The organism is Luteimonas gilva, assembly GCF_005239095.1.
Classification (GTDB): Bacteria; Pseudomonadota; Gammaproteobacteria; order Xanthomonadales; family Xanthomonadaceae; genus Luteimonas_C; species Luteimonas_C gilva.
The window spans coordinates 99505-114091 of record NZ_SZUA01000002.1; the positions used below are offsets into that span (position 1 = coordinate 99505).

Below are 14587 nucleotides of genomic sequence, written 5' to 3' on the forward strand. Positions count from 1 at the left end.
AGCAGGTTGGCAGCAGCGGGCCGCGATGCTGTCGGCGTGCGCTCCGCACGCAGCCAGGAAACAGCATGCCGTTCTCGCCCGACCGTCGCATCGATTCCGATGCGGATACCGATCCCGCGCGCCGGCGCCTGCTCGTAGTCGCGGCGACGAGCGCCTTGATCCTGCCGGCCGCAGCGCGGGCGAAGGCATCGAACCCATCTTCCGGAAAACCCGACACCATGCCCACGTCCGCGCCACCGAACGACGGCCGCCGCGATTTCGATTTCTATCTCGGCCGCTGGCAAGTGCGAAACCGCCGTCTCAAAGAACGTTTCGTCGGCAGCGACGACTGGGAAGAGTACGCGGCCACCGATGAGAGCAAACCCATCCTCGGCGGCCTGGGCAGCATCGACGACTACCGCACCGATCACTTCGGCGGCGATTTCCGCGGCATGGCGATCCGCTTCTTCAATCCGCAGACGCGCTTGTGGAGCGCGTATTGGTCGACCAACCGCAGCGGCACGCTCGATCCGCCGGTCGTGGGCGGCTTCAAGGACGGCATCGGCACCTTCTTCGGCTACGACAAGGACGGCGACCGCCCCGTGTACGTGCGCTGCCTGTGGTCGGAGATCACCGCCGCGCACGTGAAATGGGAACAGGCTTTTTCGATCGACCAGGGCAAGACCTGGGAAACCAACCTGGTCATGGACATGACCCGCCTCGCATGAACGCAATGACAGGAGCACGCACCATGACCCCACGCGACGGACGCCAAGACTTCGACTTCCTGCACGGCCGCTGGAAGATCCGCAACGAACGCCTCAAGCAACGCCTGGCCGGCAGCGACGAATGGGACACGTTCGACGCCGCGCAAGGCTGCCGGCCGATCTTGGACGGGATGGGCAACATCGACGACTTCGTCAGCGACTGGGACGGCGGCTACGTCGGCATGGCGCTGCGCCTGTTCGATCCGAAGACCAAGCAATGGAGCATCTACTGGGCCAGCGACCGCACCGGCATCCTGGAAACGCCGGTGGTCGGCGGCTTCAAGGACGGCGTCGGCACCTTCTACGGACGCGAGACGCATGCAGGCCGGCCGGTGCTGCAGCGCTTCGTGTGGTCCGAGGTCACGCCGAGCAGCGCGGTTTGGCGGCAAGCCTGGTCGATAGACGAAGGCAAGACCTGGGAAACCAATTGGGTCATGCGTTTCACTCGCGTCGCCTAGCAAAAGCATTCTGTTGATGGAGTTCAAACGATGGTTTTCGACACCGATTCCGCCACCGGCCCCTACCCGATCGCCGAACTGCGCGACTACACGCTCGAACCGGGCCAACGCGACGCGCTGATCGACGTGTTCGAGCGGCATCTGATCGAAACGCAGGAAGACGTCGGCATGGCCGTGCTGGCGCATTTCCGCGACCTAGACCGGCCCGACCGCTTCGTCTGGTTCCGCGGCTTTCCGAGCATGGAGGCGCGCGGCGAATCGCTGCCGGCGTTCTATTTGCACGGCGAGGCCTGGCGAACGCATCGCGACACGGCGAACGCGACCATGATCGATTCGGACAACGTGCTGCTGCTGCGCGAAGCGTGGTCCGGCGCGGGCCTGACCGGCGCCGGCGCGCGGCCGCCGGTCGGCGCCGCCGGCGAGGACAAGATCCGCATCCTGGTCACGACCTATTCGTTCGCATCGCCGGTCGATGCCGGCTCGCTCGAATTGCTGCGCGAACGCTTGCTGCCCGCCGCGCGCGCCGCCGGCGCCCGCCCGCTGGCGGCGTACGCGAGCGAATACGCGCAGAACAATTTCCCGCGCCTGCCGGTGCGCGAAGGCGAACATGTCTTCGTCTGGGTCGCCGCGTTCGCGGGCGCGGACGCGTACGGCCGCTACCGCATCGCGTTGCGCGATTCGACGGCGTGGCGCGACGCGCAATCCGAATTGGCCTGGCGCTTGAGCAAGCCGGCCGAAGAGCGGCGTTTGGTTCCCGCGGCGCGTTCGCGGGCCTTGGGAGATTGAGTCCGATGCCGACGCGCGCGATCATGGCGCATGCGCCGCGCCGACCGCCTGTTCCTGATCATCCATGCCCTGCGCGGACGCCGTTCGGCGATGCCCGCGCGCGCGCTGGCCGAGACCTTGGCCGTGTCCTTGCGCACGGTGTACCGCGACGTGGCCGACCTGCAGTTGTCGGGCGTGCCGATCGAGGGCGAAGCCGGGGTCGGTTACGTGCTGCGCAAGGGTTCGGACATTCCGCCGCTGATGTTCAACGTCGATGAGCTCGAGGCCTTGGTGGTCGGCACGCGCTTCGTGCGCGCGTTCGGCGGCGAGCGCCTGGGCCTGGGCGCGAAGACGGCCTTGCTGAAGATCGAAGCGGTGCTGCCGCCGGAGCTGCGCGAACGCAGCCGGCGCACCCGCATCTTCGCGCCGGAAAGCCCGCATCGCATCGAAGCCAGCGGCGTCATCGACCGCCTGCACGCGGCCATCGAAGCGCGCAGGCCGCTGCAATTGGATTACCGCGACAAGGACGAGCGCATCACCGTGCGCGTGGTCGAACCTTTATGCCTGGCGTTCTGGGGCGGCGCGTGGACGCTGGGCGCGTGGTGCCGGCTGCGCGTGGGCTTCCGCAATTTCAGGCCCGACCGCATGGCCGCGATCGCCGAGCTGGACGAAATTTTCCCGGACGCGCCCGAGCGCGGATTGGAAGCCTATATGGCCGCCGTCGGCGGCGCATCGTCTTTGTAGGGCGGGCTTCAGCCCGCCATTGCCATGTCGGGTCGGTGACGAAAAACAGGAGAAGCGAACGGTCGTCGTCTCGATCGCTGTTCGTCGTAGTCGCGAAATGGCAATGGTGGGCTGAAGCCCACCCTACACGTCCCCGTCGCCGGCCCAGCCTTCGCCGCTGCCGCGGTGATACACCTGGTCGGCATCCAGCACCGTGCCGGCGGGATACGAATCCTGCGCCGCCAGCCGCGCATAGATCGGGGTGAAGTCGGGCTCGGTCGCTTCGATCAGCTGTTCGAAGCTGTCGATGACGAAATACGTCTTCTGGTAGGTGTCGATGCGGTAGCGGGTGCGCATGATCCGCTCCAGATCGAAACCGATCCGGTTCGGCGCCGCGCTTTCCAGGCAATGGATGCTCTCGCCTTTGGAAGAGACGATGCCGCTGCCGTAGATGCGCAAGCCTTCTTTCTGCTTGATCAAGCCGAACTCGACCGTGTACCAGTACAGCCGGGTCAGGTTGACCAGCGCTTCCGGGCCGATGCCGTGCGCTTTCACGCCGCCGCGGCCGTAGGCCTGCATGTAGTCGGCGAACAGCGGGTTGATCAGCAGCGGCACGTGGCCGAACAGATCGTGGAACAGGTCGGGCTCTTCGATGTAGTCGATCTGCTCGGGCTTGCGGATCCACCAGGTGACCGGAAAGCGGCGGTTGGCCAGGTGGTCGAAGAAATCCAATTCCGGCAACAAGCCTTCGACGCCGATCAGCTCCCAGCCGGTGGCCGCGCGCAGCGCTTGGTTGAGATCGTCGAATTTCGGAATGCGGTCCGGGGTCATGCCCATCGCGTCTTGCGCGATCAAGAATTCGTCGCTGGCGCGGCCGACCAGGATCTGGCGCTGGCGTTCGTACAGACGGCGCCAGACGTCGTGATCGACGGCGCTGTAATCGGCCCAGGGCTGTTCGACCACGCCGGTGGCGTAGACCGGCACTTTGCCCTTGTCGGTATGCAGGTTTTCGACGCGGCGGGGCTGGTTCATGGCGCGACTCCGAGGGATCAGCCACTGTAATCGCCGTAGGACGCAAAAAGGTTGCAAAATTGCGTCGGATGGCCGATAAGGCGCAATAAACGTGCGTAGGAATGGATGGATTCAACGCAAATGAGCGCCATAGATCTCGATCGCACCGATTTGTTGCTGCTGGCCGAGCTGCAGCGCAACGGTCGCCAGACCAATGCCGAGCTGGCCGAGCGCGTGCATTTGTCGGCGTCGGCTTGCCTGCGCCGCGTGCAAAGGCTGGAGCGCGATGGCGTCATCGCCGGCTATCGCGCCGAGGTGGATCCGGAGCGGCTCGGCTTGGGCCTGCAGGCTTTCGTGCGCGTGCAGTTGAACCATCACGACGCCGAATCCGTCGCCGCCTTCGCCCGCTTCGTCAACGACTGGGACGAGGTGGTGGCCTGCCATGCGCTGACCGGCGACATGGATTATCTGCTGCAGGTCGCGGTGCGCGATCTGGAGCATTTTTCGCGTTTCCTGCTCGATCGCTTGCTCAACCAAAGCGGCGTGGCGGACGTGAATTCCAGTTTCGTGCTGCGCACCGTCAAGGCGATGCGCGGATTGCCTTTGCCCTTGTAGGAGCGGCTTTAGCCGCGAGCTTGTCCTATGAAATCGCCGCGATGTCGCGATTTGAAGGAAGAGCTCGCGGCTAAAGCCGCTCCTACAAAAAAGCGATCAGGAGATCTGCGATGACGTTCCCGATAGCCGCTCCACCCACGCGGCCCGAAAGAATCCTGCTGCTCGCGCTGGTCGTCGGCGCGCTCATCTACTCCGGCATCGCGCCGAAAGACCGGATGACCTGGTTCATGGAAGTGGTGTGGGTGATCGCGGCCTTGCCGCTGATCTATTTCGCCTGGCCGCGTTTTCCGCTGACCCGGTTGCTGTGCTGGCTGCTGGCCGCGCATGCGCTGGTGCTGATCCACGGCGGCGCCTACACCTATGCGGAAACGCCGCTGGGCTTCTGGCTGCGCGACCTGTTCCATTTCGAGCGCAATCCCTGGGATCGCGTCGGCCATGTCATGCAGGGTTTCGTGCCGGCGATCCTGGCGCGCGAATTGTTGTTGCGGCTGACGCCGCTGCGCCGCGGCGGCTGGTTGGTCTATCTGGTGCTGGCGGCGTGCCTGAGTTTTTCGGCCTTTTTCGAGCTGATCGAGTGGTGGGCGGCGCTGGCCTTCGGCGCGGACGCCGATGCGTTCCTCGCCACGCAAGGCGATCAGTGGGATACGCAGTGGGATATGTTTTTGTGCTTGATGGGGGCGATCGTGTCGTTGTTGGTGTGGTCGCGGTTGCACGATCGGCAGCTCGGGCCGGCATCGTAGAGTCGAGCCTGCTCGACTGCTCTTCGAGGGCGATCTGGCGAATGGGCGGAAAAGCAGTCGAGCAGGCTCGACTCTACAAGAGCGTCAACGTTCGGCCATGAACTCGCGGATCGCGCCGACGAATTCGGCGTTGTTCTCGTAGTAAGAAATGTGGCCGCCATCCAGCACCACGACCTTTTGGTTCGGGAAGCGGAAACGCTTGTGCTCGTCCGGGCCTACGGCATAGTCCTTGCTGCCGGCGATCACCAGCACGGGTTGCGTCACCGCGGCGGAGTCGGCCGTGTAGTCGGCCATGTATTCCGGATACTTTGCGTTCTCGTCGAAGATCGCGTTGCCGAAGCCGCGCGAGCGCGCGTAGCCGCCGTCGATCTCGCCCATCACCTTGATGCTGTCGGTGGTTTCGGACAGGAAGCGGTAGCCGTTGCCGCTCTTCATCAGCGCCGCGCGCGCCTCGTCGCGGGCCTTGGCGAGCGCGGCATCGTCGGCGTCGGCGGCGACCTTCACCGCTTGCTTCCCCAGCACGCGGTTGACGAAATCGATCTGCATCCGCGAATTTTCCGGGCCGAGGAAATGCAGCGTGGTGTTGGCCATCACCAGCTTGGACACGTGCTGCGGATAGCGCTTGGCGTATTCCACCGCCAGGATGCCGCCGAAGGAGTGCGCGATCAGGCACATCTTGTCCACGCCCAGCGCTTGCCGCGCGTCTTCGAAATCCTGCACGACGCGATCCAGATGGTAATCCTGCGCATCCGGCGACTTGCCCGAGCCGCGCTGATCGAACCAGACCATGGTCAGGAAGTCTTCGAGCTTGTCGGCGCCCATCTTCTCGGTGGACAGCGAACCCTGGCCCGGTCCGCCATGGATCAGCATGCACACCGGGCCGCGGCCGGCGACCTTCAGATACAACTCGGCGCCGTCGGAAGCCTTGATGCGCCGCTCTCCCGGCGCCAACGCGACGGACGCGGCAGGGGCCGGCGTCGCGGCGGGCGCCGCGGCCTGTTCGCGCGCGGCAGGCTGCGCGCAGGCGGCGAGGGCGAGCGCGAGCGGGATGCAGATCGTCGGCAGGCGCATGGGGTTCTCCGTTCGGGCTTGCCGCCACGTTAAACGGCGAGGCGCGAACGGGGGAATGCCGCAGGTCACGGAGCCAATCCGGCGTGGCCCGTACATCACGAATCTGTAACAATCTCCGCCTGAGGGGACACCGCGCGAACCCGCGCCCACAGCCAGCCTTTCGAGGATCCCGCCATGCCTTTGCCTCTTCGCGTTCCGTCGCACTCCGCCCGCTTGCGTCCGCTCGCGATCGCCGTCGCCGCCTTGTTGCCGCTGGCGGCGGCCGCGCAGGAAACTCCCGCTACCGCCGAAGCGAAAGCGCAGCAGGAGGCGGTGACTCTGGACGCCGTGCAGGTCACCGCGCAGCGCCGTGTGGAAAACGCGAAGGACGTGCCGGTGTCGCTGACCGCGGTCGACGGCGAAAAGCTCAACGTGCTCGCCTCCGGCGGCCAGGACGTGCGCTTCCTGTCCGGACGCGTGCCGTCGCTGAACATCGAATCCTCGTTCGGCCGCGCCTTCCCGCGCTTCTACATCCGCGGCCTGGGCAACACCGACTTCGACTTGAACGCATCGCAGCCCGTGTCGCTGATCTACGACGACGTGGTGCAGGAAAACCCGATTTTGAAGGGCTTCCCGGTGTTCGACCTGGACCAGGTGGAAGTGCTGCGCGGCCCGCAGGGCACGCTGTTCGGCCGCAACACGCCGGCCGGCGTGGTCAAGTTCGAATCGCGCCGTCCCACCCAGGAAACCGAAGGCTATGTGCAGGCTTCGGTGGGCACCAACGAGAGCGTCAACGTCGAAGGCGCGGTCGGCGGCGCATTGAGCGACCGCTGGTCCGCGCGCGTCTCGATGCTGTACCAGAAGCAGGACGGCTGGGTCGACAACACCTACGCGGCGGGTCCTGAAAAGAAGCTGGAAGGCTACGAGGAAATGGCCGCGCGCCTGCAGCTGCTGTACGACAGCGGCGACGGTTTCGAAGCGCTGTTCAACGTCCACGCGCGCGACCTGGGCGGCACCGCGCGCCTGTTCCGCGCCAACATCTTCAAGAAAGGCACCAACGATTTCGTCGATGGCTTCGACCGCGACAAGGTGTCGATCGACGGCCAGAACTTCCAGAAGCTGGAATCGCAGGGCGCCAGCGCGCGCCTGAGCTGGGACCTGGGCCGCACCACGCTGTATTCGATCACCGGCTACGAGAGCGTGGACACGCTCAGCCGCGGCGACATCGACGGCGGCTTCGGCGCGTCGTTCCTCGGCCCGGGCAATTTCGGACCGGGCAACATCCCGTTCGCGTCCGAATCGGCCGACGGCCTGCCCGACCATCGCCAGCTGAGCCAGGAATTCCGCATCGAATCGAACGAATGGGGCCGCTTCGATTGGCAGGCGGGCCTGTTCTATTTCGACGAAGACATCACCGTCGACAGCTTCAACTACGACTCGCTCGCCGGCGGCGCGCAGGCCGGCCATGCGGTGCAGAAGCAGCGCAACAAAGCCTGGGCCGTGTTCGCCTCGGGCGAGTACGACGTCACCGACAAGTTCAAGCTGCGCGGCGGCCTGCGCTATACCCAGGACAAGAAGGACTTCACCGCCAGCGTGCTCGAGGCCGCGCCGTTCGGCACGCCGGTATCGGGTCCGTTCCCGGTGCGCACCGACGCCAACGACGTCAGCTGGGATCTGAGCGGCACCTATGCGATCAATCCGGACGTGAACTTCTACGCCCGCGTCGCCAAAGGCTTCCGCGCGCCGTCGATCCAGGCGCGCTTGCTGTTCTCGCCGATGCCGTCGGTAGCCGATTCCGAGGAAGTGGTTTCCTTCGAGGCCGGCATCAAGGCCGACCTGTGGAACAAGCGCGCGCGGATGGGCTTCAGCGTGTTCCGCTACGACGTGAAGGACCAGCAGCTGGTCGCGGTCGGCGGCTCCAACAATTCGGCGATCCTGCTCAACGCCGACAAGAGTCTCGGCCAAGGCTTCGAATTCGATCTCGAGGCGTATCTGACCGACAACTTGCTGGTCACCTTGGGCAGCAGCTACAACGACACCGAGATCAAGGACAAGTCGCTGGCCGTCGCGGTCTGCGGCGCGACGTTCTTCGCCCCGCCGCTGTGCACGGTGACCAACCCCACCCAGCAACTGGCCAACGGCACCACGGTCGCCTTCATCGACGGCAACCCGCTGCCGCAGGCGCCGAAGTGGATCCACAACCTGACCGCGCGCTGGGGCGTGCCGGTCGGCGACGGCGAGTTCTTCGTCTACACCGACTGGGCCTATCGCGGCGAGATCAACTACTTCCTGTACGAAGCAAAAGAATTCAAGGGCAAGCCCTTGGTCGAAGGCGGCCTGCGCGTCGGCTACAACTGGAACGTCGGCAACTACGAAGTGGCGCTGTTCGGCCGCAACATCACCGACACCGAGCGCGCGGTGGGCGGCATCGACTTCAACAACCTCACCGGCTTCATCAACGAGCCGCGGATGTGGGGGTTGGAGTTCACCGCGAAGTTCTAAGAACGGATCGAAAAACGAAACCCGCCGAAAGGCGGGTTTCTTGCAAATGGAAGGCTTTGACTTTGTGGGAGGGGCTTCAGCCCCGACGCTTTCGTGTCGCGGCGAACTTCTCTCCAGAAAAGCGTCGGGGCTGAAGCCCCTCCCACAAAAGCCCCCTACAAAGCGCTACTCGACGGGATACAACCCGTCCTCGTAAGCCTGGCCGTGGTAGCCCTTGATGCCGATCGCCTGCGCCAGCGGACTGCGAGGATCCTCGCCCGCGCGCAGCCGCTCGAGGATGTGGCCGAAATCGTAGCGCGGCCGCCAACCCAACTCCTTGCGCGCCAACGCGTTCACGTACACGCGGTCCAGGCTCGGGAACATGCGCCAGCCGCGATGCGCGTACTCGGCCTCGTAGCCGGGCACGCGGCGCGCGAGCACGGCGGGCGCGTCGCGGCGCAATTCGGCGCGGTCTTCGTGTTCGAACGGCGTGGTCGCGCTGACGATGTAGCGGCCGAAGCCGATCTCCGGCGCGCGCGCGACCGCCAGCAGGTGCGCGTCGACGATGTCCTGCACGTCCACGCGCCGGTACAGCAATTCGTTGGCTTTGATGTTGCCGTCGGCGTAGGCGCCGCGCAGCGCGGGGTCGTCGTCCGGCTCGGGAAAGAAGCGCGAGGTGCGCAGCACCAGGCAAGGCAGCTTCTGCTTGCGCTGGAAGATGCGGCACAGGTCTTCGGCCGCGGTCTTGGTCGCGCCGTAGATGTTCTTGGCCACGGGCGCCACGTCCTCGGTGATCCAAGCCGCCGGTTCGCCCGCCGGCGGCACCAAAGCGTCGCCGAACGCGCTGGTGGTGCTGGTGTAGACGAAAGCGCCGACGCCGTTGGCCGCGGCCTCTTCCAGCAGGTTCAGCGTGCCGGTGATGTTGGTGTCGACGAAATCCTGGCGCGTGTGCGTAGCCACGTGCGGCTTGTGCAGCGTGGCCGCGTGCAGCACCGCCTGCGCGCCGCGCATGCAGCGGGCGACGAAATCGCGGTCGGCGACGGAGCCGACCGCATCGGTATATGGCGAAGGCGCGATGTCGATGCCCACCGCATCGTGCGCGGCGGCGCGCAGCGTGCGCATCAAGGCTTCGCCCAGATGGCCGGAGCTGCCGGTGACCAGGATCCGCATCGCGTCCGCTCCTTGCGAAAAGAAGCGGCGATTCTAGCTTCGCCGCGGCCGCGGCGTTAATCCTCGCGGCGCGGGAAACGCAGGACCACGCCGCGCGGCGGCTGCGGCTGCGGCCGGTTCCACAATACCGGCACGTCGCGCGGGCGTTCCGGTTCGAACTGTTCGCGTTCGATGCGCGCGGCCTCCTCGGCCATTTCCTCTTCGATTTCCCAGCTGTATTTGCGCCGCGGCGCGAGCGGATCGCTGCGCCGGAACAGGAACGCCGCGACCGCGCCCGCCAGCGCGCCGCCCAAATGCGCCTGCCAGGACACGCCGGCTTCGCGCGGCAGCACGGTCAGCAGCATGCCGCCGTACAACAGGAAAGCGATCATCGCCGCGGCGATTGCGGGCCGGTCGCGGCGCAGCAGGCCGAGCACGAACACCAGGAACATCAAGCCGTGGGTGACGCCGCTGGCGCCGAGATGTCGCGTCCCGGTTTCGCCCAGCAACCACGCGCCCAAGCCCGAACCGAGCCATAACAACGGCAGCGAGCGGATCGTGGCCTGCGGATAGACGCTGCCGGCCAGCGTGCCGAGCAAAACGAGCGCCGCCGCGTTCGCGGCGATGTGTTCGAAAGAGCCGTGCAGCAACGGCGCGGTCAAGATGCCGACCAAGCCGCGCAGCTCGTGCGGCGCCACCGCCCAAGCGCCGACGTCGAAATGCGGCTGGGCCAAGAACACGGTGGCGAGCAGCAGCACGAAACCCAGGCTCCACTTCAACGCGCGAACGATGCGCGCGCGGTCGAGCCGGCCTTGGGCCTTGGCGTCCAGCGGCGTCTCGGGCGTATGCAGGTGCATTCCGCCAGGATGGCGGCGATCCGGACGGATGCAAGGCCCTGGAACCCGCTCCTACGCGCCATTTGCCCCAGGCTTCGGCGGGCGCGCCAGGCTCAGCGCGATCGTGGCCGCCAATATCGCCAGCACCGTCGCCAAGGCCCAGAGCACCGGGATCTTGTAGATGTCCAATAGCAGCATCTTGGCGCCGATGAAGGCCAGCACCACCGCCAGGCCGTAGGGCAGCAGGTGGAAGCGTTCGGCCATGCCGGCCAGCAGGAAGAACATTGCACGCAGGCCCAGCACCGCGAACACGTTGGACGTGAGCACGATGAACGGGTCGGCGGTGATCGCGAAGATCGCCGGTATGCTGTCCACGGCGAAGATCACGTCGGTCACGCCGATCAGGACCAGCACTACGAAGAGCGGAGTGAACCAACGCACGCCATCGCGCCTCACGCTCAGCGCTTGGCCGTGATAGCCGTCCGTCAGCCGCAGATGCCCCCGCATCCAGCGCAGCGCCGGATTGCGTTCCAGATCCGGCGCCTTGCCGGCCGCGAACCACATCTTGATCCCGGTCAGCAGCAGGAAGGCGCCGAACACGTACAGCAGCCAATGGAATTTCGCCAGCAGCGCGGCGCCGGCGAAGATCAAGATCGCGCGCAACGCGATCGCGCCCAGCACGCCGATCACCAGCACGCGCTGGCGGTATTCCTCCGGCACGGCGAAATAGCTCATCAGCATCAGGAACACGAAGATGTTGTCGACCGCCAGCGACTTTTCGACCAGGTAGCCGGTCAGAAACTCCAGGCCGATGCGGTTGGCCTCGGCCGGCCCGGCCGCGGCGTTCGCGTACCACCACAGCGCGGCGTTGAAGAGCAGCGACAGCGCGACCCAGCCGATGCTCCAATACAGCGCCTCCTTGAACGTCACCCGGTGCGCGCCGCCGTGGCGCATCAGCAGCAGGTCGGCCAGCAGGGCGACGACGATCACGCCGGCGAAGCCGGCCCATAACCAAGGGTTGCCAATCGTGTCCATAGCGGTTCCCATGCGAGATTGAGAGAGCCGTCGGAGGGCCCTGGGAACCTGAACTCAAGCGTCGAGGGTTCGGTTCGGGGACATGCCTTCGCCAGCGCGGCGAAGGTCTCGCTCACAACCCTGGCGGGTTGCCGTGGGACCGGAGCGCGGAACGCTCGAAATGACGGCCTTCACGTCGGGAGCTACTCCCCTTCTCGGTCGATTGTGCGGATGCGGCCCGGTCCGGTCAATCGCGCGGATAAAATAGGTTCATGAATTCGCCGCTTCCCATCGTCCGCCTCAAAAACGCCTGGCGCTCCAGCCACCCTTGGATCTTCCAGAAACTGGTGGAGAAGCCCGTTCAGCGGCCCAAGCCGGGAAGCATCGTCGACGTGGTGGGCGTCGACGGTGAGTGGATCGGCCGCGGTTTCTACAACGGCCATTCACGGATCGCGGTGCGCATTCTGGAAACGGACCGCGACGTGCCGGTCGATGCGGCCTGGTTCGCGCGCAAGATCGGCGAAGCGGTCGCGCTGCGCCGCGAAACGCTGAAACTGGATGCGGTCTCCGACGCCTGGCGCGTGGTCCACAGCGAAGGCGACGGCATGAGCGGCCTGGTCGTGGACCGCTACGGCGACCTGCTGGTGGTCGAATTCTTCAGCGCCGGCATGTTCCGCCACCGCGAATGGATCTACGACGCGCTCAAGCGCGAATTCCCCGGCGCGCGCTTCTACAGTTTCGCCGACGAGCACGTGCAGAAGCAGGAAAGCTTCGATTTCCGCGGCACCGAAGCGCCCGCGCCGGCCGTCATCGCCGAATACGGCGTCAAATTCCGCGCCGATCCGGCCGGCGCGCACAAGACCGGCTTCTTCGCCGACCAGCGCGACAACCGCGAATGGCTGTCGCACCAGGCCGCCGGCAAGCGCGTGCTGGACTTGTGCTGCAACACCGGCGGCTTCGGCGTGTACGCGGCGGCGCGCGGCGCAACGGAAGTAGTCGGCATCGACATCGACCAGGACGTGCTGGACATCGCCCGCGGCAACGCCAAGTTGAACGACGTGCGGATCAAGTTCGTGCAGGCCGACATCTTCCCGTGGCTGCGCGACGCGGCCAACAACGGCGAAGCCTTCGACCTGGTGATCCTGGATCCGGCCAAGATGACCCGCGACCGCGAGCAGGTGATCCCGGCGCTGAAGAAATACCTGGACATGAACAAACTGGCGCTGGGCGTGGTCAAGCCCGGCGGCCTGTTCGCCACTTTCTCCTGCACCGGCCTAGTCAGCGAGGAGCAGTTCCTGGACATGCTGCGACGCGCCGCGTTCTACGCCAACCGCACCATCCAGGTGCTGAAAGTGGCCGGCGCGGGCGCCGATCACCCGTTCCTGGCCAGCGTGCCGGAGTCGCGGTATTTGAAGGCCGTGTTTTGCCGAGTCGTGGATTGATGCGGCGAGAGGTTGCGCCGGGCGTCTTAGCCGCTGAGAACGGCCGCGCTAAACTGGGGCATGACCGACGTTCTCGCTTACCTGCTGCTCGCCCTGCTCGCGGCGGTCTTGCTGCTGCAATTGGTCCAGTTGCTGCGCCGGGGCGACCGTAGCCTGGAAAGCGCCCTGCGCGACGAACAGCGCGAAGGCCGCGGCGAATTGCGCCAGCAGCTGGACAGCCTGTCCGCCGCGCAGGAACAGCGCATCCTGGGTTTCGGCAGCCTGCTCAACAGCATGGCGTCGAACAACGACCAGCGGATGGAGGACTTGCGCGAGACCCTCACCGAAGACGCGCGCAAGTCGCGCAGCGAGACCGCGCTGGCCCTGCGCGATTTCGCCGCCGCGCTGGACGCGCGCGTGGCCGAGCTTTCCCGCAACAACGAGACGCGCCTGGGCGAAATGCGCGCCACGCTCGAACAGCAGCTGCTGCGCTTGCAGGCCGACAACGCGCAGAAGCTCGAGCAGATGCGCGCCACCGTCGACGAGAAATTGCAGACCACGCTGGAAACCCGGCTCGGCGCCTCGTTCAAGCTGGTGTCCGAGCGCCTGGAGCAAGTGCAGCGCGGCCTGGGCGAGATGCAGCAGCTGGCGGTCGGCGTCGGCGATTTGAAGCGGGTGCTGGGCAACGTCAAGACCCGCGGCACGTTCGGCGAAGTGCAACTCGGCGCGTTGTTGGAACAAGTGCTCACCATCGAGCAGTACGAAACCAACTGCGTCACCGTGCCGGGGAGCAGCGAACGCGTCGAATTCGCGGTGCGCTTGCCGGGCACGCAGAACGACCAGCCGATCCGGCTGCCGATCGACGCCAAGTTCCCGCGCGAGGATTACGAGCGCCTGCTCGACGCGCAGGATCGCGCCGACGCCGATGCGATGGCCGCGGCGTCGGCCGGTTTGGAGCGGCAGGTGAAGGTCGAAGCCAAGCGCATCCGCGACAAATATCTCGCGCCGCCGCACACCACCGATTTCGCCCTGCTGTTCCTGCCCACCGAAGGCCTGTACGCCGAAGTCCTGCGCCGCCCTGGATTATTCGACGGATTGCAGCGCGAATTCCGCGTCACCTTGGTCGGCCCGACGACGCTGCTGGCCCTGCTCAACAGCCTGCAGATGGGCTTCCGCACGCTGGCGATCGAAAAGCGCTCGAGCGAAGTCTGGCAATTGCTGGGCGCGGTCAAGGCCGAGTTCGGCAAGTTCGCCGGCATCTTGGAGAAGGCGCACGGGCAGTTGGATACCGTGCAGAACAGCCTGAAACAGGCCGGCGTGCGCACCCGCGCGATCGAGAAGCAGCTGAAGGGCGTGGAGACGTTGCCGGGGGCTGAGGCGCAGCACTTGATCGGCGATGCGGTGCGCGACGACGAGAGCGAGTGATCCGCTTGCGTAGAGCGAGCTTGCTCCGCTGCTTGGCTTGTCTCCTTCCCCTTCAAGGGGAAGGCCGGGATGGGGATGGGGTTTACGTCGCGACTCGAAACCCATCCCCACCCAACCCTCCCCTTGAAGGGGAGGGCTAAGAACAAAGCAGCG

14 protein-coding genes are annotated in these 14587 nt (G+C 65.9%); 9 read left to right on the top strand and 5 right to left on the bottom strand.

Annotated elements, in window-relative coordinates:
• Positions 1 to 65 precede the first annotated feature (65 nt).
• From FCE95_RS08450 to FCE95_RS08465, 4 genes are read left to right on the top strand one after another with little or no spacing between them, the layout of a single operon-like run.
• Positions 66 to 707, top strand: coding sequence for a hypothetical protein (locus tag FCE95_RS08450; RefSeq protein WP_223266830.1), 642 nt, complete (start codon positions 66 to 68; stop codon positions 705 to 707).
• A gap of 23 nt (positions 708 to 730) precedes the next feature.
• The gene (locus tag FCE95_RS08455) at positions 731 to 1204 is read left to right on the top strand and encodes a hypothetical protein (RefSeq protein WP_137266594.1); all 474 of its coding nucleotides are present in this window, start codon (positions 731 to 733) and stop codon (positions 1202 to 1204) included.
• 30 nt (positions 1205 to 1234) lie between these two features.
• Positions 1235 to 1990 carry a putative quinol monooxygenase gene (locus FCE95_RS08460; RefSeq protein ID WP_137266595.1) on the top strand — a complete coding sequence of 252 codons (756 nt, stop codon included), beginning with the start codon at positions 1235 to 1237 and terminating at the stop codon, positions 1988 to 1990.
• A 30-nt stretch (positions 1991 to 2020) separates the two neighbouring features.
• Positions 2021 to 2713 carry a helix-turn-helix transcriptional regulator gene (locus tag FCE95_RS08465; protein WP_137266596.1) on the top strand — a complete coding sequence of 231 codons (693 nt, stop codon included), beginning with the start codon at positions 2021 to 2023 and terminating at the stop codon, positions 2711 to 2713.
• Between the two features lie 123 nt (positions 2714 to 2836).
• Here the strand turns inward: FCE95_RS08465 and phhA are convergent, their stop codons facing one another.
• Positions 2837 to 3724 (bottom strand): phenylalanine 4-monooxygenase, encoded by an 888-nt coding sequence (gene phhA, locus FCE95_RS08470; protein WP_137266597.1) that lies wholly within the window; start codon positions 3722 to 3724, stop codon positions 2837 to 2839.
• A gap of 120 nt (positions 3725 to 3844) precedes the next feature.
• On the opposite strand from phhA, the gene FCE95_RS08475 reads away from it, so the two are divergent.
• Entirely contained in the window at positions 3845 to 4318 is a 474-nt protein-coding gene (locus FCE95_RS08475) for an Lrp/AsnC family transcriptional regulator (RefSeq protein WP_137266598.1), read from the top strand.
• Between the two features lie 110 nt (positions 4319 to 4428).
• Positions 4429 to 5058: a DUF2238 domain-containing protein gene (locus FCE95_RS08480; RefSeq protein WP_137266599.1), complete on the top strand. Its 630-nt coding sequence runs from the start codon at positions 4429 to 4431 to the stop codon at positions 5056 to 5058.
• An 84-nt stretch (positions 5059 to 5142) separates the two neighbouring features.
• Here FCE95_RS08480 and FCE95_RS08485 read toward each other — a convergent pair whose 3' ends face one another.
• Entirely contained in the window at positions 5143 to 6129 is a 987-nt protein-coding gene (locus FCE95_RS08485; RefSeq protein ID WP_189644691.1) for an alpha/beta fold hydrolase, read from the bottom strand.
• Between the two features lie 174 nt (positions 6130 to 6303).
• Here FCE95_RS08485 and FCE95_RS08490 point away from each other — a divergent pair, with 174 nt between their 5' ends.
• Entirely contained in the window at positions 6304 to 8610 is a 2307-nt protein-coding gene (locus FCE95_RS08490; protein ID WP_137266601.1) for a TonB-dependent receptor, read from the top strand.
• A gap of 165 nt (positions 8611 to 8775) precedes the next feature.
• Here the strand turns inward: FCE95_RS08490 and FCE95_RS08495 are convergent, their stop codons facing one another.
• The 3 genes from FCE95_RS08495 to FCE95_RS08505 are packed head-to-tail and all read right to left on the bottom strand — an operon-like array spanning position 8776 to position 11609.
• Entirely contained in the window at positions 8776 to 9759 is a 984-nt protein-coding gene (locus tag FCE95_RS08495) for an NAD-dependent epimerase/dehydratase family protein (RefSeq protein ID WP_137266602.1), read from the bottom strand.
• A gap of 56 nt (positions 9760 to 9815) precedes the next feature.
• Entirely contained in the window at positions 9816 to 10595 is a 780-nt protein-coding gene (locus FCE95_RS08500) for a rhomboid family intramembrane serine protease (protein ID WP_137266603.1), read from the bottom strand.
• Positions 10596 to 10646: 51 nt separating this feature from the next.
• Complete coding sequence (locus FCE95_RS08505) at positions 10647 to 11609, bottom strand: TerC family protein (RefSeq protein WP_137266604.1); 963 nt, start codon at positions 11607 to 11609, stop codon at positions 10647 to 10649.
• Positions 11610 to 11860: 251 nt separating this feature from the next.
• On the opposite strand from FCE95_RS08505, the gene FCE95_RS08510 reads away from it, so the two are divergent.
• The gene (locus FCE95_RS08510) at positions 11861 to 13030 is read left to right on the top strand and encodes a class I SAM-dependent rRNA methyltransferase (RefSeq protein ID WP_137266605.1); all 1170 of its coding nucleotides are present in this window, start codon (positions 11861 to 11863) and stop codon (positions 13028 to 13030) included.
• A gap of 111 nt (positions 13031 to 13141) precedes the next feature.
• Positions 13142 to 14434 carry a DNA recombination protein RmuC gene (locus FCE95_RS08515; protein ID WP_189644759.1) on the top strand — a complete coding sequence of 431 codons (1293 nt, stop codon included), beginning with the start codon at positions 13142 to 13144 and terminating at the stop codon, positions 14432 to 14434.
• The last annotated feature ends 153 nt before the right edge of the window (positions 14435 to 14587 follow it).

Excerpts from the sequence above, each read along its gene's own strand:
- FCE95_RS08450 (WP_223266830.1), top strand. The coding sequence starts at position 66 with ATGCCGTTCTCGCCCGACCGTCGCATCGATTCCGATGCGGATACCGAT.
- FCE95_RS08455 (WP_137266594.1), top strand. The coding sequence starts at position 731 with ATGACCCCACGCGACGGACGCCAAGACTTCGACTTCCTGCACGGCCGC.
- FCE95_RS08460 (WP_137266595.1), top strand. The coding sequence starts at position 1,235 with ATGGTTTTCGACACCGATTCCGCCACCGGCCCCTACCCGATCGCCGAA.
- FCE95_RS08465 (WP_137266596.1), top strand. The coding sequence starts at position 2,021 with ATGCGCCGCGCCGACCGCCTGTTCCTGATCATCCATGCCCTGCGCGGA.
- phhA (WP_137266597.1), bottom strand. The coding sequence starts at position 3,724 with ATGAACCAGCCCCGCCGCGTCGAAAACCTGCATACCGACAAGGGCAAA.
- FCE95_RS08475 (WP_137266598.1), top strand. The coding sequence starts at position 3,845 with ATGAGCGCCATAGATCTCGATCGCACCGATTTGTTGCTGCTGGCCGAG.
- FCE95_RS08480 (WP_137266599.1), top strand. The coding sequence starts at position 4,429 with ATGACGTTCCCGATAGCCGCTCCACCCACGCGGCCCGAAAGAATCCTG.
- FCE95_RS08485 (WP_189644691.1), bottom strand. The coding sequence starts at position 6,129 with ATGCGCCTGCCGACGATCTGCATCCCGCTCGCGCTCGCCCTCGCCGCC.
- FCE95_RS08490 (WP_137266601.1), top strand. The coding sequence starts at position 6,304 with ATGCCTTTGCCTCTTCGCGTTCCGTCGCACTCCGCCCGCTTGCGTCCG.
- FCE95_RS08495 (WP_137266602.1), bottom strand. The coding sequence starts at position 9,759 with ATGCGGATCCTGGTCACCGGCAGCTCCGGCCATCTGGGCGAAGCCTTG.
- FCE95_RS08500 (WP_137266603.1), bottom strand. The coding sequence starts at position 10,595 with ATGCACCTGCATACGCCCGAGACGCCGCTGGACGCCAAGGCCCAAGGC.
- FCE95_RS08505 (WP_137266604.1), bottom strand. The coding sequence starts at position 11,609 with ATGGACACGATTGGCAACCCTTGGTTATGGGCCGGCTTCGCCGGCGTG.
- FCE95_RS08510 (WP_137266605.1), top strand. The coding sequence starts at position 11,861 with ATGAATTCGCCGCTTCCCATCGTCCGCCTCAAAAACGCCTGGCGCTCC.